This window comes from Streptomyces reniochalinae (assembly GCF_003323735.1).
Lineage (GTDB): Bacteria > Actinomycetota > Actinomycetes > Streptomycetales > Streptomycetaceae > Streptomyces > Streptomyces reniochalinae.
Genome location: NZ_QOIM01000037.1, coordinates 91,971 through 110,795, shown reverse-complemented (window position 1 = coordinate 110,795; position 18,825 = coordinate 91,971). Strand labels below are relative to the sequence as shown.

Genomic DNA, 18,825 nt, shown 5'->3' with positions numbered 1-18,825 from the left:
CTGGTTCGGGGTCGGTGGGTGTATCGGGTGTCGGTACCGGGGCCGTGACGGGGCCCGTGTCGAAAGGGGTAGGGGGCGGACGCGGGGCCCCGCGGGTGGTGCGGCCCGGCTCACGCGCCGGGCCGCACCACCCCCGTCGGACCGTGGGATCAGGAGGCGCGGCGGCGGCCTGCCAGGACGCCGAAGGCGATACCGGCGACGCCCACGACGATCCCCACCACGCCCAGGACGCGTGCGGTGGTGTCGGAGCCGGCGTCCGAGCCGGAGGAGGCCGCCGTCTGCTCGGTGGCCTTGCCGTCGCCCGACGCGGATCCCGCGGCCTTCCCGTCCTCCTCGGCGGCGGCGAGCTTCAGCGCCGGCGCCGGGTGCTCGGGCTCGGGCGCGCCCTTGCGCTGCTCCTCGATCCACCGTACGACGTCGTCATCGTCGTAGGTCTGGAGGGCCTTGAAGACGAGCTGGTCCCCGTCCTCGGGGAGTTGGCCCATGGAGACGGGGAACTGCTGGAACTCGCCCGGCTCGACCTTGCCGCCGCTCCAGGTGACCTTCGAGACGGCTTCGGTGATCTTCTCGCCGTGGGTCTCGATCGGCTTGTCCAGCTTCTTCTTGTCGACCTTGATGTCCCAGCCGGGCACCGGCTGCGGCATCACGGAGGCCAGCGGGTGGTCGGCGGGGAAGGTGACCTCCAGCTTCACGGTGGAGGCGTCGTCCTTCTCGTTGGGGACCTTGAAGTTGACGGTGCTGTAACCGCCCTTGGGCGCCTCCTGCGGGTCGACGCTGACGTGCGCCGAGGCGGGTCCGGCGACCAGCACGACGGTGCCGGCGGCGAGCGCGCCGACGGTCACGGCACGGCGGTAAGAGATCTTCACGGGTGTGTGCTCCTGACGGACAGGACGGATGACGGGCAGCGTGCCGGCGGGGTGCCCGAGCGCGCGGGCGTGCGGTACGGCCCGCACGGCGCAGCTGCCCGACCACGCGCCCCTCTCTCTCGCACGGCGCTCCGGCCGCGTACGGCGCTCGGACCGCGCAGGCGCTCCGGCCGGCCACGGAAGGCCGGCGAAACCGCACTGAGGCGTACGGCACACGGGAGCGCACACAGGCGCACGGCTCACGGGCCGGGTGCGGCCCACGGGTGGCCGGGTGCGGCTCCGTCGCCGCAGCTCACCGGCGCGCCGGAGCGGAGAGAAGAGGGGGCGCGGGGCGGTCGTCGTCCGTGTGCGGGGCCGTCAGGCCGCGAGCGCGAAGGCGTCCGCCGTCCGCGCGGGCGGGCCGCGCCGGTGGACGGTGTGGTCGAGCGTGACGGAGCGGGGCGCCCGCTCGTCACGTGGCCGGGAGAAGCCGGACCGTACCGGTGCCTTCGGCGGCAGCCCGGCGTGCCACGCCCGCACGTAGGCCAGAGCCCGGCTCAGGGCCAGCGCGGCCACCAGTTCGTCGGCCGCGTCGGCGGCGTCGGCCGACAGCCGCACCAGCCGCCACAGCGCCGCCTCGCCGCGCCGCAGCAGCCAGCCGAGCAGCAGTGCCGCGCACAGGTGGCCGAGAAGCATCGGGGCGTCGAACATGCCGACGGCGGCACGCGCCGCGCCCCGCAGGCAGTCGAGCGGGGTGTCGGGGAAGGGCGCCGAGGAGGCCGCGTGCGCGGCGTGGTGTGCGGAGTGCCCGGCCGGGCCGCTGCCCGCCGCGGAGGCGGCGGTGTCAGGGTCGAGCCCCGCGCGGGAGACGACCCGGCGCGCGTCGGCCTCGCTCATGCCCGCCGCGCTGTGGTTGCACAGCAGCTTTCCGGCCAGCTCCCGCACCCCGCCCGGGCCGCCCGGGGGGCCGGGGCGCGTGCCCGCGGCCGCCCGTGTGGAGCCCTGGGCCCCCATCGTGCCGAAGGAGAAGAGCAGGTGCAGGGCGAACTGGCCCAGCGTGAGGAGCCCGGCGATGCCCGGCAGCGAGCGCTCCCGGCCGGCGAGGGCCACGGCGAGCGCGAACACGCAGCCGAACCCCAGCGCGAGCGGAACCAGCGGGACCATCGTGCCCGCGGCGAGGACGTGACCGGCGGCGGACACGGTGACACAGGCCGCGGCGAACACCGCGGCCCGCAGCAGTCTCAGGTCCGCTCCGGCAGTCATGGCGGCGCCATCATCTCACCGCGTCCGCTTCCGGTATACGGCAGGTACAGGCCCCGGTGTACCGCAGGCGGGGGGCTCGGGCGTACGGCGGGTGCGGGCCGGGTGGAGGGTCCGCACGGCGCGCGGTTTCCGCCGTACGAGGGTCATCGCGACGCGCCCGAGTAGTGCTCGGACACGCAGGCAATAGGTAACCCGTGTGTCGAGCCGCATGGAGGGTGAGCATGAGCAGCCTGTGGTGGTCTCTCCGGCTACGGCGCGAAGCCGCCAGCGTGCCGCTCGCGCGGCACCTTCTGCTGAGCTCCATGGAAGCGGCCGGAGTAGACCCCGACGTGGCCTACGACATGTGCCTCGCCCTGTCCGAGGCGTGCGCGAACGCCGTCGAGCACGGCAGCGCGGCCGGTGATCTGGCGGGTGCCTACCGCGTGTCCGCCTATCTGGAGGGCGACCGCTGCCGCATCGAGGTGGCCGACACGGGGCCCGGTTTTCCCGCCGGGTACGACCCGGTGCGGTGCGGGAACGAGGCGGAGAGCGGGCGCGGCCTCCATCTGATCGAGTGCCTCGCCGATCATGTGCGGTTCTGCAACCGGCCGGGGCGGGGCGGCGCGGTCGTCAGCTTCGACAAGGTACTGGCCCGCCGCGACGGGGCCCTGCTGCCCGCGTTCTGAGCGAACGGTGCACGCGGCCGGCCGGACGCGCGGGCTCGACGCATCCGTGCGGCGGCCGGCCCGACGCGCGGGTGTACCGGCTCGGCCCGAGCACCTGTTCACGTGCTCGGGCCGAGCACCTGTTCACGTGCTCGGGCCGAGCACCTGTTCACGTGCCCGGCTCGACGCACCGGTTCACGCGCTCGGCTCGACCTGCTGGCCCTCGGGGGTGGCGGGCTCGGGCCCGGCGCGGAAGTTGCGGTAGCGCAGCAGCAGCATCGCCGCGTCGTCGTTGAGGGGGGAGCGCACGTGTTCCTCGATGTCCTGGTGGACGGCCTCGAGCGCTCCCTCCGGGTCGGGGTCCTTGAGCAGGTGGGCGCGCTGGTCGAGGGGGTAGAAGTGGTTGTCGGCGTCCCGGGCCTCGGTGACGCCGTCGGTGTAGAGCAGCAGCTGGTCGCCGGGTGCGAAGGGCACCTGGTGCGGGAAGGGCGGCTCGCTGCCGTGCAGGCCCAGGCCCAGCGGCAGGCACCGGCGGGGCGGCTCGGCGAAGTGGACGCTGCCGTCGTGGCGGACCGCGAGCGGCGCCGGGTGACCGAAGTTGAGCAGCGTCGCCGTCCGGGGCCGCTCGCTGTGCTCCACCTCGACCAGCACCGCCGTCACGAACTTCTCGCCCAGCAGGTGCCGGTCCAACGCCCGCTCCAGGCGTTCACCCACCGCGGGCAGGTCCGCCTCGTCGTAGGCGGCCTCCCGGAAGGCGCCGAGCACGACGGCCGCGGTCTCCACGGCCTCCAGGCCCTTGCCCTGGACGTCCCCGATGATGACGCGCACGCCGTGCGGCGAGGTGACCACCTCGTACAGGTCGCCGCCGATCCGGGCCTCGGCGACGGCCGACGTGTAGGAGACGGCGACCCGCAGCCGCCCGGCGCTGCGCGGCACCGGGCGCAGCAGCACCCGCTGGGCGGCCTCCGCGATGGAGCGCACGTTGGCCAGCTCGGCCTCCCGCCGCTGCCGCATCGCGGTGGCCACCAGCGCCGCCACCGACACGCCCGCGACGGAGATCAGCGTGGCGTTGCCGCGCCGCTCCCCGAACTGGCCGTTGTAGAGGCTCAGCGCGACGGTCAGCACCAGCGCCAGCGCGCCGACGGCGGCCGTGCGCCGTTTGCCACCGGTCAGACCGGCGAACGCGGGACCGAGCGCCATCATCGGCTGCAACCCGATCCCGGGCCCGCCCGCCATGTCGGCGGCACCGACGACGGCCATGGCGAGGAAGGGAAACGCGGACAGCAGTCCGGTCCTCATCCGGGAGACCAAAGCGCGCTCTCTTCCTTGTCGGTGACAGGCCACTCGTCGGTGCGGGCCACCCGCCGGTGCGGATCACCCGCCGGGTGGCGGGTGCCGGGCCGCCGGGGGCCGCTCGCCGGTGACAGGCTCAGCGGGCGCGTTGTCGTCGCTCGTGTCTCCTGACCTCGCCGCCGTGCTCGGATTTTAGGACTTCGCCGGCCTCTACGACCTGAGTTCCGCCATCCAGCTCTCCACCGCGGAGCTGCTGCGGGGCAGCGCGGCGGACAGGTTGCGGTTGCCGTCCTCGGTGACCAGGATGTCGTCCTCGATGCGCACGCCGATGCCCCGGTACTCCTCGGGCACCGTCTCGTCGTTCGCCTGGAAGTACAGCCCCGGCTCGACGGTCAGGCACATGCCGGGCTCGAGGGTGCCGTCGGCGTAGGTCTCGCGCCGGGCGACCGCGCAGTCGTGCACGTCCATGCCGAGCATGTGCCCGGTGCCGTGCAGCGTCCAGCGCCGCTGGAGACCCAGCTCCAGCACCCGCTCGACCGGACCCTCGACCAGGCCCCACTCGACCAGCCTGGCGGCCAGCACCCGCTGTGCGGCGTGGTGGAAGTCCAGGTACTTGGCGCCCGGCTTGACGGCGGCGATGCCCGCCTCCTGCGCCTCGTACACCGCGTCGTAGATCGTGCGCTGGAGGTCGGTGAAGCGGCCGTCGATCGGCAGGGTGCGGGTCACGTCGGCGGTGTAGAGGGTATGGGTCTCCACTCCGGCGTCGAGCAGCAGCAGCTCGCCCGGGCGCACGGGGCCGTCGTTGCGCATCCAGTGCAGCGTGGTGGCGTGCGGGCCCGCGGCGCAGATCGAGCCGTAGCCGACGTCGTTGCCCTCCACGCGGGCGCGCAGGAAGAACGTGCCCTCGATGTAGCGCTCGGAGGTGGCCTGCGCCTTGTCGAGCACGCGGACGACGTCCTCGAAACCGCGCACCGTCGAGTCGACCGCCTTTTGCAGCTCGCCGACCTCGAACGCGTCCTTGACCAGCCGCATCTCGGACAGGAAGCCGCGCAGCTCCTCGTCCCGCTCGGCGGTCACCTTGTCCGCCAGCGCCGCCTCGACGCCGGCGTCGTACCCCCGCACGGTGCGCACCGGGCCGCTCGCCCGTCGCAGCACGTCGGTGACGGTGCGTACGTCGGCACACGGCAGACCGTAGAGCTGCTCGCTCTCGGTGAGGCTGTGCCGCCGGCCGACCCACAGCTCGCCCTGGCCGTCCAGCCAGAACTCGCCGTTCTCCCGGTCGGAGCGCGGCAGGAGGTAGAGCGTGGCGGTGTGGCCGCGCGCACCCGTCGGCTCCAGGACGAGCACGCCGTCCTCGGTCAGATCGCCGGTCAGGTACGCGTACTCGACGGACGACCTGAAGGGGTACTCGGTGTCGTTGGAGCGGGTCTTCAGGTTGCCCGCCGGGACGACCAGCCGCTCGCCGGGGAATCGCGCCGACAGCCTCTCGCGCCGCTCGGCGAGCTCGCCGGCCTGCGCGATCGGCTCCAGGCCGTGCTGCTCGGTGTCCGCCCAGCCGGACTTCATGTTCTCGGCCAGCTCGTCGGAGACGCCCGTGTACAGGCCGTTCTTCCGCTGCTTGATCGGCTGCTCGTCAGCGGCGTCGTCTGCCACGTCTGCCTCCTGTTCGACGGATGAAACCACCTTCCATCGTATGGGTGGCATGTGGCTGGTCCAGAGCCGTGCGGATGTGACCTTCCCCGGCAGTGACGGCGGCCCGTGCGGGGCGCTCGGCCCTCTGGGGCGGCGCGCTCGGCCCTCTCGGGCGGCCGCGCACGGCCCCTTCGGACGGAGCGCACGACCCCCCTCGTGCGGCCCCGCTCGGCCCCTCGGACGGAGCGCCGAGGCCACGGGCACGCGACCGCCTGCGGGGGCGCGGTACGACCTGCGCGGGGCGTAACGACGTGCGCGGGGCGTAACGACCTGCGCGGGCGTACGGGCGTGCCAGTCCGGTGGGACGGCGAAGCTCCGGTGCGGGCGGTGCGGTGGCTCAGAAGCGGGCGGCCAGCAGGACGACGTCCTCGGGATGGTCGGGCAGGTCGGCCAGGGGCGCGGGCAGAACGGTGCGCAGGACGTGGTCGACCAGCGCCTCGGGGTCCTCGCGCGTGGCGCGCGGCGCACCGGCGGCGGCCGACCGCAGCCGCGCGAAGGCGCGGTCCATGGACTGGCCCGTGCGGTGCAGCAGCCCGTCGGTGTAGCACAGGAGCGTTTCGCCCTCGCCCAGCACGACCTCGGCGCTGGGCGCCTCCCAGCACGCCAGCATCCCCAGCGGCGCCGAGACGGCCGTCTCCACCGGCTCGACGCGGCGCGGCCCCACGATCAGGGGCGCGCAGTGCCCGGCCCCGGCGAGCAGCACCTTGCGCGCCGCCGGCTCGGCGTACGCGAACAGGGCTGTCGCCGAGGCGGCCGGCTCGGTCAGCCGCAACAGCAGCTCCAGGTCGGACAGGACGGCGACCGGATCCTCGCCCTCCATCACCGCGTACGCGCGCAGGGAGGCGCGCAGCCGCCCCATGGCGGCCACCGCTGCGGGGCCGCTTCCGGTGACGGAGCCGACGGCCAGCCCCACCGCCCGGTCGGGCAGCGCGAGAGCGTCGAACCAGTCGCCGCCGCCGGACGGGCTCGTACGGTGCCGCACCGCGAGCGTGACTCCGGGAAGCCGGGGCAGCGCGCTGGGCAGCAGTTCCGCGGTGAGCGCCGCCGACTCCTCGCGCATGCGGGCGAGTTCGCTCAGGTGGGCGCAGTGCTCGGTGGCGTACCGCAGGTAGCCGCCCAGCAGCTCCCGCTGGCGCACGGTGGGCTCGCCCGGCTCGTCGTAGAGCCAGACGGCCGTGCCCACGCGGGCGCCGGAGCCGGTGGTGAGCGGCACCGTGTAGGTGGCGGAGTAGCCGAGGCGGGCGGCGACCTGCCGGTGCTGTGCGCCCAGGTCGGGGGCGGCGGCGAGGTCGGGGCAGGCGACGCCGGGCTCGTGGTCGGTACCGGGCGCTCCGGCCGGCGGGGAGGGGGCGGGGACGGTCTCCAGCTCGCCCAGTTCGGCGCGGCCCAGGCCCATGCCGAGGATCTGTTCGGGCACCGGCCCGTGGGCGGCGCCGGGGTGCGTGCCGGGTTCGAGGACGACCAGGCCGCGCGGGGCGCCGAGCAGGGTGCCGCCGGCCCGCAGCGTCTCGCGCAGTGCGGCGTCGAAGTGGTCGGTGCGCGCCAGCCGGGTGGTCAGGTCGAGCAGGCAGGACAGGTCGCAGATCCGTTTGCGGTCCGCGGGCGAGCCGGGGTTCGTCTCAGGCGGGTCGCCCTGTGGATGGCCCTGCGGGGAGCGGGGATCCGGTGGCGGCGGTGCCGTTCCCGGTACGGCGGTGGCCCGGACTGCTGTGGGAGGGGCGGGGGAGGTGGGCGGTGCGGCTGGTGCGGCCGATGCCGCGGATTCGGCGGGCGCCGACGAAGCAGGGGACGTCGGGGAATTCGAGGAAACCGCTGGTTCGATTCCAGCCACTTTCGGCAGGTGCGGAGAGGTCATGGGCAGCGACCCGGAAGGTGGAGAAACTGGTCCAATAGCATCGCAAACCCCCATGTCATGTTGCTCCGCTATCAATGCCACTACATGTACACATGCCGTTGGGGCATGTCCAGTACGTGCGCAATGGATCCGAGCATGTCCGCAGAGACGGCCTCTCTCAGGGGGACAGGCCGTACGGTGGAAAGATTGGCGGAAAATCGCTCGCCTGGCGTGCATACTGCTGTCGACTGAGGCCATTCGGCAGCGCGTTGGCACCGCCGCTGCGGGTACGGAACCCTGTGGGGAGACACGGCGTCCTAGAGGGCGGCGGGCCCCGCCCCGTCCCTCTTGGCGGGATCGCACCAGTCGCGGGATCGCACAGGCAGCACGGACGCGGTACGAGCGGATGCCGGGGTCCCTTCCGGCCGAGGGCCGGGGGAGGTTCGCGGCGCGTGACGAACAAGTACGAGCAGCATCGGCGCAGGTGGCAGTCCGCGGTACGCACGCGGTGCTCGCCGCCCCGCCACGTTCCGCGCCGGGCCCGCAGCACGATGCACTGCCAGACACGCACGGTCACCAAGGTCCACGAGACGAACTGAGCTGGGAGATCGGTCGGCACGGTCGGTTGGCGTCCGGCAGGCGAGTTGTTCCCGCCGTCCCGCCGGCACCGTCCATGCGGCCGGTCGCCGTTTGTTCACTGTGTTTGCGCAAGCAGGCGTTGTTCGCTTTGTAGGCGTTGTTCGGCGTTCACGGAAAGGAACGAGCGCTCATGCGCGAGATCCTCGGAAGGCGACGCTTCCTCCGGGCCTGGGGACAGCTCCAGGGCCGACGGGTTCGGGCGCGGTCCGGACGGAGTACCCACCGCTCACCGATGCGGAGCACGGCGCTGACAGCCGCCACCGAGTGGCAGTGGCCCGTCGTCCCGGGAGCCGCCCTCGCCTCCAGTGGGGGCCGGGGCGAGGCCGCCGTCTGCGCGTGCCGCGATCCGGAGTGCGTGGTGCCGGGCGCACACCCCTTCGACCCCGTGCTGCTGGCGGCCACGACCGATGAGGCGTTGGTCCGCTGGTGGTGGACCAACAGGCCCGACGCCCCGGTGATCCTCGCGACCGGCGGCCCGGCGCCGTGCGCGTTGAGCCTGCCGGCGGTCGCCGGCGCGCGCGCCCTGGCCACCTTCGACGCCGCCGGGGTCCGCGTCGGCCCGGTGATCGCGACGCCCACCCGCTTCTCCGTACTGGTCGAGCCCTACGCGCTCGAAGAACTGGGCGAACTGCTGTACGCCCAGGATCGGGTGCCCAGTTCCCTGCGGTTCCACGGCGGAGGCGGCTACGTGGCACTGCCCGGCACTCTCACCGGAGCCGGCAAGGCCCGCTGGGAGCGGGAGCCCGACGCGGACACGGACGGCCGTCCGTGGCTGCCCCGGATGGAGACGCTGCTGGACGTCCTCGTCGAGGAGAGCGCCGCGACCCCGGACACGGGGAGCCGACTGGCGTACTGAGCGCCGGAGGCTGGTGGACCCGGTGGCCACGGGGTCCCCCGGCCCCGGGGCCCATGGGGCAGAGGTGCTCCCAGGCGCCGGTGGGCGGACGGCGCGCCGGCCGCCCCTGTGGCGTGTGACGCGCGTGACGTGAGTGGCGTGGCTGACGTGGGTGTACGACGCGACGGTGCGGGGCGCGGTGCGAGAGGCGGTCCGGAAGGCGGGGCTTCACTCGTACGGGTTGGAGCCGTGGTCAGTTGAGGGGGAAACGGGAGCTTTTGGGGCGTGTACGCCACCTTGACCCCGATATGTTCACCTCACCGGTAGGTCCCTTTTCCGGCCCCGTGCTCGCCCGCCCCGCCCGCTGCTTCCCGCTCCCGTCGCTCCGCTCTCGTTCAGGTGGGTTCCCTCATGCTCCAGCCGCACCAGCGCGCGTCCAGGCTCCGTGTGGTCACCCTCGCCAGCACGGTGGCACTCGTCGCCGCGGTACCGCTCGCCGCGGCGGTCGCGGGCGAGGACGCGCGCCTCGCGGCCAAGGCATTCGAGGCGGCTCAGCCCGGGCACGGGATCGCCGACGAGCCCGAGCGCGAGCGTGGGACCGCGGGCGAGCCCGAGTCCGAGCGCGGGAAGGCCGGTGAGCGAGAACGCGGCGCTGCCGGTGAGCGAGAACACGACGAGGACGGGACGGCGCGACGCGGAGCGGCCGGCCGGGGGCGGCCCTCGTCCTCCTGCGGGCCGGAAATCACCTCGCCCGAAGGGGTGGAGGCACGGGCCTGCGTATTGACGGAGGGTGAGGAGACCTGGGCCCGCGCCTACTACCGGAACTCCACCCGGGGTGCCCTGCCGGCCGTCCTGACTCTGCGAGGCCCCGACGGGCGCACGACCCGGGTGCGCTGCACCGTGGCCGCGGCCGCGGGGCGGGGCGTGTGCGAGACACCACGGGGCGACGGAGAAGAGCGCGGTAAGGCCCGGGCACACGAGACCTACTCGGCGGTGGCCGAGGTCGCCTCCGCCGACGGGCGACGGCGTCTGCTGCGAGCCGACAGCGACAGCTGACGTGCGCCGGACCGCGACGCCCGCGAGGGCCGGTCCTGCGACAAAAGAAAAACCCGGTCGCTGGCGACGGGGGATGCACCAGCGACCGGGCTTCTAGAACGGTAACAAGAGATCGGCGGTTAGCAAATTCGATCGCCTCGATTAAGACGCCGATTTACCTGTGGGTAGGGCAAGTTGGACCGCGCGTGTGACCGGTGTCACGCTCACGGGTCCTTCGCAATCCGCACGCCGGATCTCCCGACTGCCGTCAGTTGAGCGTCACCTGACGGTTGGTGAGGCCACTGCGCGCGCGGCGCTCGTCGGCCGTCAGCGGAGCCGTCACCGCCAGTGCCTCGGCCAGACGTTCGGCGAACGCGGCGGCGGGCTTCTCGCAGTCCTGGGCCGTCATCTCAGAGGGCAGGTCCCACACCGGAACCGTCAGCCCGTGCGCTCGGAAAGAGCCCACCAGCCGGGACCCCTCGGCACCCTGCGGCTCGTCCAGCGACGAGGTACCCGCGGCGTGCAGGCGCGCCAGCGCGTCCAGCAACTCCTCCTCGGGCCTGGCCATCACCCACCGCAGGTGGTTCTTCCCCGGCGCCTCGCACCAGTAGGCCCCCTCGACCCCCGTCAGCCGGGTGGTGGGCAGGGCCGCGGAGTTGGCGCTCTCCAGGGAGGCGGCGACCTCACCGGCCGGCTCCTCCTCGCCCTCCAGCCAGAACTCGAACCCGGAGTGCACCTCCGGCTCGAACGGTGCGTCCAGGTCCAACAGATCCTGTAGACGCGGACCCTGCGGGTCGGCGCGGCCCGCGTCGACCGGAGTGCCCGGCTCGGCGGCGAGGGCACGCTGGAGCGTGTCCGCGAGGTCCCGGCTCAGGTCACCCGAGGCGGTGTCGTTCTGGAGGCCCAGCAGGATCTCACCGCTCTCCCTGTGCAGCGCGGGCCACGCCATCGGCAGCACCGTGCCGAGTGTGACGGCCGTGACGCCCTCGGGCAGCCCTCCCTTGAGCGTCAGACGCGCGGTGGCCGCCGGGACGAGCTCGCGCATGGCGACCCAGTCGGCCTCCCCGGGCAGCCCCTCGAACGGGCGGCGCACCAGTTCGGTCGCGGCCTGGGCGGCCGCCCTGCCATGGCACGCCTTGTAGCGGCGCCCCGAACCGCAGGGGCACGGCTGGCGGGCCCCCACCACCGGGTAGTTCCCGCTGTCTGCCGCCCCTGCGGCGGCCGGGGCGGCTGTCTGGGGTCGGCGCTTCTTTGCCATGCGAGCGGTTCTCCAGAGGTGCGGCGTTGTGGGCGCCGTGATCCTAGTGGCTGACGGGCACACCGCGCTGCCCGCACCGCGCTGGGAGCGGGGCCGGCCGTACACCCGGTCGCCCCTGTGACCGGACGGGGCGCCCCGTCCGGTGAGGGCCGGTGCCCCGTCAGGGAAGGACCGGTGCCCCGTCCGGGCAGAACCGGCACGCGTCCGTGAGCGGTGCCGGCGCGCCCCGTCCGGGAGCGGTGCCGGTGAGCCGGCGAGGCTCAGAGTTCCTCCACCGAGGCGAGGTCGAACTCCTCGCCGGGCTCGCCTCCGCCGAGGCCGCCGGAGCCCGCGCCGAGACCGTTGAGGCTGGCGGCGACCCGTCCGCTGAAGGAGTTGTCCGGCCGCAGCACCGCCCAGACCGTCACCGCGGGCTCCCCGTCGGCCGGGACACCGGGCGTGCTGCCGTCCGGCACGCACGGGCCGCGCGCACCGGCGCCGGAGGAGCCGGAGGACGTACGGGCACGAGAGGCGCGGCCGCGCGCGCTCCGGCCGTGTGCGGTGTCGGCGGCAGCCGTGCCGTCGGGAGCGGTGCGCGGGGGGCCGAGCCCCGTCCGCGGGGATCCGTCCGGGTGTTCGGACCGCACCCCCCAGTCCCGGGCGAGGGCGGTGATGATGGCGAGCCCTCTGCCGCCGCGTGCGGTGACGGAGGGCTTGGCCGGAAGTGGACGGGTCGGCCCGCCACCGTCCGTGACCGCGATGGTCACCTCGCCGCCCGCGTCCCTGCACCACGACGCCCTGACGGTGTCGGCCGCCGTGCCGCCGGAAGGTCCCTCGGGCCCGTCGGCCCGGTGGGCACCACCCGCTCCGTGCGTCACCGACGGCCCCTCGTGCAGCGGCCGCGCGTGGCGGCACGCGTTGCTGAGAAGTTCGGAAAGAATCAGAATCGCATCATCGACGACCGTGTCGGGAGCGCCGCACGCGAGGAGTTCCTCGCGCATCCTGCGCCGTGCGAGCCGCACACCCGACGGACCATGGGGCACGGCCATGGTCGACGAAGTAGGCACTTCCTGTGCCACCACCAACGCCACCCCCGAGACCTCCTTTGCCCCACGCCATCGGGATGAATGCCCCAGCCGAGTGCGGCGGAAACCGGCCACTCCCCTTCTCTTGACGCACTCGCGTGACTGCAATAAGCACCGAGTGCGCCGGTGCACTCCCGGACCGCCGCGACGGAGCGCTCGGGGACCGTCAGTACGCCCCGCCGCTGAGCTGGGAGCGGACCTGCTGCGGCCGGTTGGTGATGATCGCGTCGACCCCGAGCCGCACGCACAGCTCGACGTCCGCGGGTTCGTCCACCGTCCACACGTGCACCTCGTTGCCCGCGCGGTGGGCACGTTCGACGTACTCCGGGTGCGAGCGCACCAGGCGGATGCCGGGTCCCGCGATGCGCACCCCGTTCGGCAGCCGTCCGTCGCGGTGGCGGGGCAGCAGGAACTGGGTCAGGAACACCGTCGGCAGGTGGGGCGCCGCGGCGCGCACGCGCTGGAGGGAGCGCGCGGAGAAGCTCATCACCCGCACGGGGGTGTCAGGCCGGTGGCGGTCCAGCAGTTCGAGCAGGCGCGCTTCGACCTGCCCGGCCCAGCGGGTCGGATGCTTGGTCTCGATCGCCAGTTCCACCGGGCGCGGCGCCTCGGCCACCAGGTCGAGCAGCCGGTCGAGGGTGAGGACGGAGGTCAGCTCGGGATCGGCGCGGGAGTCGTCCGCGCCGGTCGCGGCGGCCGCTCCGGTCGGGTAGGCCGTGTCGGTCGCGTCGGTGACGTCGGTGTCGAGCGCGGTGTCGGGGGATTCGTACGGATCGGCGTGCCGGCCCTTCCAGGAGCCGAAATCGAGTGCGGCCAGGTCCGCGAGCTCCAGCGCCGAGACGGCGCCGCGCCCGTTGGAGGTGCGGTTGATCCGCCGGTCGTGGACGCAGACGAGGTGGCCGTCGGCGGTCAGCCGTACGTCGCACTCCAGTCCGTCCGCACCCTCTTCGATGGCACGGCGGTAGGCGGCCAGGGTGTGCTCGGGTGCCTCCATGGAGGCACCTCGGTGGGCGATGACGGACGGCGGGCGGGAGAGACGGCGGCGCGCCCCGGCGTCGAACTCGTTGCTCACGCGGTCATCGTCCCACCGGAGTCCCCGTGCGCGCCGCGCAGGGCTCTGTGCAGGGTTCTGTGCGGTGCTTCGCCACGGGGCCACCGGCACTCACCCTCCCGGCCGCCCTGGCCCCCTCGTATCCCCTTCCGGCCTCCAGGCCTTCCGGCTGCCTTCCGACCTGTCCGAGTCTTTGGCCGGGCCTCCGGCGCTCCGGTCGCCTCCGCGGGCCTCGGAGCGCACTGGGGGGAACGCCCCGGGGATCAGGCTTCCCCGGATCTCCGGAAGGCGGTGCGGGAGGAGCGCGCCTACGCTGGGTCCCGTGACCGCGGAGCACGTGCGTGCGAATCGCTGGGGCGTGTGGGTGACGAGCAGTCGGCGACGCCCTGACGCCGGTTCACTCGTGCCGGTCCCCCGCCACCCAGGGGCGGGAAGTGTGTCCGTGTTGCCCCGATGTAAAGACGGAAGTGCGGAGGCTCAGCGTTGGCTTACGTCGGCCTGACGTGTGATGGGAAAAGCTGTCCATGGATACCCGCATACGTGAACGCATCCGTCCCCGCGATGTCGTGTACCTGATGAGGAGTGAGCTGTGAGCACCGAGAACGACGGCGCTGCCGTGACGCCTGCGGCGGGGGCGGGTCCCACGCCTCCGGCGCCGGTCCAGGCCCCGTCCGCCGGCGCCCCGACGAGCCGCGAGGACGGCGACTTCTCGCTGCCCTCCCCTGACTCTTCCGTCACCGCCGCTCCGGACGCCGCCCCCGCCGGCACCCCGTCCGACACCGCGTCCGACACCCCGCCCGGCGCGCCCGCGGCGGCCGAAGGCCGTACGCAGCATGGCACTCCCGTCCAGGACGCGGACGCCCGTCCGGCCGAGGCACCGGCGTCGATGTCGGCACCGGCGTCCACGGACACCCTCGTGCAGCCGCCGCAGGACGGCTCACGCGAAGCGCCCGCGCCCGTGGACGCGCCCGTTCCCGCAGCGAGCACCGAGGCGGTGAGCCCGGCCCCTCCGGTCCCGCCGCAGCAGCCCTCGCCGCCGCCCGCCGCCCCGCCCGTCGCCGGGGCAGCGGCTGCCTCCGGCGCCGCCGCGACGTCCGCCGGCCCCGGCATGAGCGCGTCCGAGCCCGGCGGGGCCGACCGCCCGCACCAGCCGGAGGGTCCGACAGGGCCCGGCGAGTCGGGCGGTTACGGATCCGCGGGAGACGGCGGCACGGGGCAGGCAGGCGGCTGGGGTCACGGCAGCACGGGCCACCCGACCCCGCCGCCCCCGCCGCCGTACGGCGGCGGACCTGGCGGCCCCGTGGGCCCGGGCGGACCTGGCGGTGGCGGTATGCCTCCGCACGACCCGTGGGCGATGCCGCCTGGCTCCGGCCCCGGCGGCCCGGAGCCCGGCGGCAAGAAGCGCCGCAACGGCCTGGTCGTCGGCGTGGTGGTCGCCGCGCTCGTCGCCGGTGGCATCGGCGGAGGTATCGGCTTCTGGGCGGCCGACCGCTCGGACGGCGGCAGCACCACCATCAGCTCCTCCGCCGACCCCGAGAAGCTCAACCGCTCGCCCAAGTCGGTCGCGGGGATAGCCGCCAAGGCGCTGCCGAGCGTCGTGACCGTCCGCTCGTCCGGCGGTGGTGAGGAGGGCACGGGCACGGGCTTCGTCTTCGACAAGGAAGGCCACATCCTCACCAACAACCACGTGGTGGCCAACGCCACGGAGGGCGGCAAGCTGACCGCGACGTTCTCCGACGGCAAGAAGTACGACGCTCACGTCGTCGGCAACGCGCAGGGGTACGACATCGCCGTCCTCAAGCTGAGCGGCGTCGGTGACCGCAAGCTGGACCCGCTGCCGGTGGCCAACTCGGGCGAGGTGGCCGTCGGCGATGCCACGATCGCGATCGGTGCTCCCTTCGGGCTGTCGGGCACGGTCACCACGGGCATCGTCAGCGCGAAGAACCGTCCGGTGGCCTCCAGCGACGGCCAGGGCAGCCAGGCGTCGTACATGAACGCGCTCCAGACGGACGCCTCCATCAACCCCGGCAACTCCGGTGGCCCCCTGCTGAACTCGCAGGGCGCGGTCGTCGGCGTCAACTCCGCCATCCAGTCGGGCGGCGGCGGTGGCGGCATGGAGGGCGGAGGACAGGCCGGCAGCGTGGGTCTCGGCTTCGCCATCCCGTCCAACCAGGCGAAGCGCGTGGCCGAACAGCTCATCGACACCGGCGAACCCGTCTACCCGATGATCGGCGCCACGGTGCAGCTGGGCGGTGAGGGCAAGGGCGCCACCATCTCGCGCAACGGCGAGAACGGCAGCGAGCCCGTCACCCCGAACGGCCCCGCGGACAAGGCGGGCCTCAAGCCCGGTGACGTCATCACCAAGCTGGACGACACGGTGATCGACAGTGGCCCCACCCTGATCGGCACGATCTGGTCCCACAAGCCGGACGAAAAGGTCGAGGTCACCTACGAGCGCGACGGCAAGGAGCACACCGTCGAGCTGACCCTCGGCTCCCGCAAGGGCGACAAGTGACCACGCGCTAGGCTGTTCCCCGCATCGTCGGCACCGGCGGTGCGGGGAGGCGTGCCCGAGCGGCCGAAGGGAGCGGTCTTGAAAACCGTAGAGGTGGCGACACCTCCGTGGGTTCAAATCCCACCGCCTCCGCACAGCTGAGAGCGCTGAACGTCACAAGGGGCGTCCCGAACACAGGGGCGCCCCTTGTGTTGGCTCTGTCTGTCTCAGCCTGTCTCACCCGGCTCTTCGGACCAGGCGGGTCGGCCGCAGCGCGGCCCGGTGGGCGGGAGCGCTGCCTTCATGGCCGCCGTGGTCTCCGGGAGTGCCGCGGCGCCTTGAAGGCCCTCCGGCTGTTCCTGAGCCGGTCACGCCGCGCTGTCCTCGCCGATGGACGCCCCGTGTCGCCATGTGCGGTTCTCGTTGTTCCATACGGAATAATGCGCTGCATTGTTTTTCGTTCCCTGCGCACGCCATTCGCAGGCGTCTTCCGACCAGAGGACATACGGCGGGGCGTCGTATTCGGCCACGAGTGCCACGAAGTCGAGGTTGAGGAGTTGCATCACTCCCTCGGCCGGTATATAGCTGTCGAGGAGGACAGGAATCCCGTTTTCGTCGATGAGTTGGAGCATTCGACGAGGGATTCCTGGCCGACGTCCGGGCTGTACCTCGTCGGAGCGGATACCCGCATGCAGTTCTCGCCTGATCAGTCGGCGGACGGCTCTTCGTGACCTGGCTCCGACGGTTGAGGCGGCCTTTCCGCCATAGTGATTGGCCATTGCGGCGAGGAACGGCGTCAGGGTCGATGTGACCAGGATGGTCGGCCAGTCGAGAGCCGCCTTCCTCGGGCGTGACAACGGATATTTCCGGTGTATCCTGTTGAGTCCATACAGTAAGTATCCTTCGGGGAACTCCTCGTCGTGTTCCTCGAAGAAGTCCATGAACTCCTTGTTCGCCTTCTCGAATTCGGGGCCACCCGAGAGGATCCACCGGTCGAACTGCCTGTCGACCGCCCGGTTGAGGCGTTCGGCTTCGGGCGTCAACGCGAGCCGCCTTCGCTTCACGTCCGCTGGTAATGCATGTATCTCCTTCTCGAAGAATTCGAGTTCTCCAAACACGAGCTCGCGCCTTCCTGGGATCTGTCAACGGCAGAAGTAACGATTCCGCTCGCCGCTCGGTTGAGTTCTGTGAACTCTGATACTCCAGCCGTAGGTAGTGCTCTTCATGGCCATGGTTGCGGCGTGGAGTTACGCGATGCGCTGCCTTCGCCAAGCCTTCGTTGGTCAGATGCGTGGACCGAGGAACAGGCCACCGCTCGCGTCGAGGATCTGCCCAGTGACCCAGCGGGCGGCATCGGAGGCGAGGAAGGCGACCACGTCGGCTACGTCGTCGGGCGCGCCCAGCCGGTTGAGTGCCGTCATGCCGGATATCTGTTCGGTGAGGCCCGGCGCGTCGAAGGCCACTCCGTTGGTCGCCGTCCTGGTGGCCCCAGGGGCGACCGCGTTCACCGTGATCCTTCGGGGGCCGAGTTGGACAGCGAGGGTTTTGGTCATCGTCTCGATCGCGCCCTTCGTCATGGCGAAAGAAGCCTGGGTCGCGTTGGCCATCCGGGTCGCCACCGACGAGAGCGAGACGATCCGGGCGCCCTCGCTCAGCAGAGGCAGCGCCCGCTCGATGATGAAGTACGGTGCTCGCACGTTCACCGCGAACAAGTGGTCGAACTCCGCCCGGGTCGTCACGCCGAGCGGACCGGCCGGTGCGGCCGCCGCACTGTTCACGAGGATGTCGAGCGGCCGACCGGCCAAGTCGGCCTCCACGCCGGCGAACAGCGTCTCGACGTCACCGTCCACGCCTAGTTCGGCTCGGACGGAGAAGGCGGTCCCACCGGCGCGTTCCACCGCGTCGACCGTCGCAGCCGCCCCGCTGTCATCCGTGCCGAAATGCACGATGACCGCGGCCCCTTCGGCCGCGAGCCGAATGGCGATTGCCTGCCCGATGCCGCGCGACGCGCCCGTCACCAAAGCCGTTCTCCCCGTCAGATCGCCCATGTCGTCACTCCGCTCAAAATGTTAGTCACTAACGTGATGGTAGTGTCTAGCACATGAGTGAGCGGCAACCAACCCTGCGGGAACGACAGCGATCCGAGACGCGGCGCCTGGTCCAGGCGCACGCAGTACGGTTGTTCACCGACCACGGCTACGACGCGGTGACGGTGGCCGACGTCGCCGAGGCCGCCGGCGTCTCGGCAATGACCGTGTACCGGCACTTTCCCACCAAGGAGGATCTCGTTCTCATCGACCAGCCCGCCCAGCTCATCGCCGAGCAGGTCGCCGCGTCCTCCGCGATGCAACCCCTAGTGCGCCGCGTCGGCGGCGCGCTCATCGACGCGGCCACAGCCTTGACGGACGGCAACGGGGACGAACCGGGGGCGGACGAGCGGTTCCTGCTGGACTGCCTCCGGCTCATGGTCTCGACGCCCGCGCTGCGGGCCCGGCACCTGGACAGCCAGTACGCGTTGCAACAGGCCATCGTCGACTCCCTCGGGGATGACGCGTCCGACCCCGACGCCGCGTTCCGGGCCCAGGCGGCGACCAGCGCCTGCATGGCCGCGATGCACACGGCGCTGACGCGTTGGGCCGAAGACGACGGACACACCAAGCTGCCCGACCTGATCGCACGGGCGCTCGCCGCGTCCTTCGGTGGTGACGCCGTCGCCAGCCACCGGGAGGACTGAGGTGCCACGGCCCGGGCACTGTCATCTGACTTGACCATCGAACACAGCGCGGTGTCGGTGCCTCCCGAAGCGCTGAACAATAGCTGTCGACACCCGTGAACAAAGCGAGCCAAGGTTCGCCCTGTAGCACCGCTGGAGAACTCG

15 protein-coding genes and 1 tRNA gene are annotated in these 18,825 nt (G+C 72.6%); 6 read left to right on the top strand and 10 right to left on the bottom strand.

The genetic code is table 11. From position 1 onward, the window contains the following. Window positions 1-149: 149 nt before the first annotated feature. Both DQ392_RS18310 and DQ392_RS18305 read right to left on the bottom strand, forming a co-directional pair. Window positions 150-866 (bottom strand): YcnI family copper-binding membrane protein, encoded by a 717-nt coding sequence (locus DQ392_RS18310; protein ID WP_114016712.1) that lies wholly within the window; start codon window positions 864-866, stop codon window positions 150-152. A 357-nt stretch (window positions 867-1,223) separates the two neighbouring features. Further along, the gene (locus DQ392_RS18305; protein WP_114016711.1) at window positions 1,224-2,108 is read right to left on the bottom strand and encodes a hypothetical protein; all 885 of its coding nucleotides are present in this window, start codon (window positions 2,106-2,108) and stop codon (window positions 1,224-1,226) included. Window positions 2,109-2,329: 221 nt separating this feature from the next. Between DQ392_RS18305 and DQ392_RS18300 the strand changes: the two genes are divergently transcribed. Further along, window positions 2,330-2,773, top strand: a complete 444-nt coding sequence (locus DQ392_RS18300; RefSeq protein WP_114016710.1) for an ATP-binding protein — start codon at window positions 2,330-2,332, stop codon at window positions 2,771-2,773. A 174-nt stretch (window positions 2,774-2,947) separates the two neighbouring features. On the opposite strand, the gene DQ392_RS18295 is transcribed toward DQ392_RS18300, so the two are convergent. From DQ392_RS18295 to DQ392_RS18285, 3 genes are all read right to left on the bottom strand, one after another. Beyond that, window positions 2,948-4,051, bottom strand: coding sequence for a PP2C family protein-serine/threonine phosphatase (locus tag DQ392_RS18295; protein WP_114016709.1), 1,104 nt, complete (start codon window positions 4,049-4,051; stop codon window positions 2,948-2,950). Between the two features lie 204 nt (window positions 4,052-4,255). Beyond that, a complete protein-coding gene (locus DQ392_RS18290) occupies window positions 4,256-5,698 on the bottom strand; it encodes an aminopeptidase P family protein (protein ID WP_425470552.1) in 1,443 nt (480 codons plus the stop codon). Between the two features lie 376 nt (window positions 5,699-6,074). Further along, window positions 6,075-7,592, bottom strand: coding sequence for a PP2C family protein-serine/threonine phosphatase (locus DQ392_RS18285; RefSeq protein WP_114016707.1), 1,518 nt, complete (start codon window positions 7,590-7,592; stop codon window positions 6,075-6,077). Between the two features lie 748 nt (window positions 7,593-8,340). Between DQ392_RS18285 and DQ392_RS18280 the strand changes: the two genes are divergently transcribed. Then, on the top strand, window positions 8,341-9,066 hold the full coding sequence (locus DQ392_RS18280) for a bifunctional DNA primase/polymerase (RefSeq protein ID WP_114016706.1): 726 nt from the start codon (window positions 8,341-8,343) through the stop codon (window positions 9,064-9,066). 390 nt (window positions 9,067-9,456) lie between these two features. Beyond that, window positions 9,457-10,101 carry a hypothetical protein gene (locus DQ392_RS18275; RefSeq protein ID WP_114016705.1) on the top strand — a complete coding sequence of 215 codons (645 nt, stop codon included), beginning with the start codon at window positions 9,457-9,459 and terminating at the stop codon, window positions 10,099-10,101. Between the two features lie 247 nt (window positions 10,102-10,348). Here DQ392_RS18275 and DQ392_RS18270 read toward each other — a convergent pair whose 3' ends face one another. The 3 genes from DQ392_RS18270 to DQ392_RS18260 form a co-directional block, all read right to left on the bottom strand. Continuing rightward, window positions 10,349-11,338 carry a DUF5926 family protein gene (locus tag DQ392_RS18270; RefSeq protein ID WP_114016704.1) on the bottom strand — a complete coding sequence of 330 codons (990 nt, stop codon included), beginning with the start codon at window positions 11,336-11,338 and terminating at the stop codon, window positions 10,349-10,351. 260 nt (window positions 11,339-11,598) lie between these two features. Beyond that, the gene (locus DQ392_RS35985) at window positions 11,599-12,408 is read right to left on the bottom strand and encodes an ATP-binding protein (RefSeq protein ID WP_114016703.1); all 810 of its coding nucleotides are present in this window, start codon (window positions 12,406-12,408) and stop codon (window positions 11,599-11,601) included. A 160-nt stretch (window positions 12,409-12,568) separates the two neighbouring features. Then, on the bottom strand, window positions 12,569-13,396 hold the full coding sequence (locus DQ392_RS18260; RefSeq protein WP_114016904.1) for a glycerophosphodiester phosphodiesterase family protein: 828 nt from the start codon (window positions 13,394-13,396) through the stop codon (window positions 12,569-12,571). A gap of 646 nt (window positions 13,397-14,042) precedes the next feature. Between DQ392_RS18260 and DQ392_RS18255 the strand changes: the two genes are divergently transcribed. Both DQ392_RS18255 and DQ392_RS18250 read left to right on the top strand, forming a co-directional pair. Next, window positions 14,043-15,968 carry a trypsin-like peptidase domain-containing protein gene (locus DQ392_RS18255; protein WP_245981629.1) on the top strand — a complete coding sequence of 642 codons (1,926 nt, stop codon included), beginning with the start codon at window positions 14,043-14,045 and terminating at the stop codon, window positions 15,966-15,968. Window positions 15,969-16,013: 45 nt separating this feature from the next. After that, window positions 16,014-16,100 (top strand) — tRNA-Ser (locus DQ392_RS18250). A 215-nt stretch (window positions 16,101-16,315) separates the two neighbouring features. Here DQ392_RS18250 and DQ392_RS34110 read toward each other — a convergent pair. Together DQ392_RS34110 and DQ392_RS18240 are read right to left on the bottom strand one after the other, a co-directional pair. Continuing rightward, on the bottom strand, window positions 16,316-17,065 hold the full coding sequence (locus DQ392_RS34110) for a hypothetical protein (RefSeq protein ID WP_147266548.1): 750 nt from the start codon (window positions 17,063-17,065) through the stop codon (window positions 16,316-16,318). A gap of 165 nt (window positions 17,066-17,230) precedes the next feature. Beyond that, entirely contained in the window at window positions 17,231-17,995 is a 765-nt protein-coding gene (locus DQ392_RS18240) for an SDR family NAD(P)-dependent oxidoreductase (RefSeq protein WP_114016701.1), read from the bottom strand. Between the two features lie 53 nt (window positions 17,996-18,048). On the opposite strand from DQ392_RS18240, the gene DQ392_RS18235 reads away from it, so the two are divergent. Further along, entirely contained in the window at window positions 18,049-18,681 is a 633-nt protein-coding gene (locus DQ392_RS18235; RefSeq protein WP_114016700.1) for a TetR/AcrR family transcriptional regulator, read from the top strand. Window positions 18,682-18,825: the final 144 nt, after the last annotated feature.

Bases quoted from the DNA above. Each gene is read 5' to 3' on its own strand.
- DQ392_RS18270 (WP_114016704.1), bottom strand. From the start codon at position 11,338: ATGGCAAAGAAGCGCCGACCCCAGACAGCCGCCCCGGCCGCCGCAGGG.
- DQ392_RS18235 (WP_114016700.1), top strand. From the start codon at position 18,049: ATGAGTGAGCGGCAACCAACCCTGCGGGAACGACAGCGATCCGAGACG.
- DQ392_RS18240 (WP_114016701.1), bottom strand. From the start codon at position 17,995: ATGGGCGATCTGACGGGGAGAACGGCTTTGGTGACGGGCGCGTCGCGC.
- DQ392_RS18260 (WP_114016904.1), bottom strand. From the start codon at position 13,396: ATGGAGGCACCCGAGCACACCCTGGCCGCCTACCGCCGTGCCATCGAA.
- DQ392_RS18280 (WP_114016706.1), top strand. From the start codon at position 8,341: ATGCGCGAGATCCTCGGAAGGCGACGCTTCCTCCGGGCCTGGGGACAG.
- DQ392_RS18285 (WP_114016707.1), bottom strand. From the start codon at position 7,592: ATGACCTCTCCGCACCTGCCGAAAGTGGCTGGAATCGAACCAGCGGTT.
- DQ392_RS18305 (WP_114016711.1), bottom strand. From the start codon at position 2,108: ATGACTGCCGGAGCGGACCTGAGACTGCTGCGGGCCGCGGTGTTCGCC.
- DQ392_RS18275 (WP_114016705.1), top strand. From the start codon at position 9,457: ATGCTCCAGCCGCACCAGCGCGCGTCCAGGCTCCGTGTGGTCACCCTC.
- DQ392_RS18295 (WP_114016709.1), bottom strand. From the start codon at position 4,051: ATGAGGACCGGACTGCTGTCCGCGTTTCCCTTCCTCGCCATGGCCGTC.
- DQ392_RS18300 (WP_114016710.1), top strand. From the start codon at position 2,330: ATGAGCAGCCTGTGGTGGTCTCTCCGGCTACGGCGCGAAGCCGCCAGC.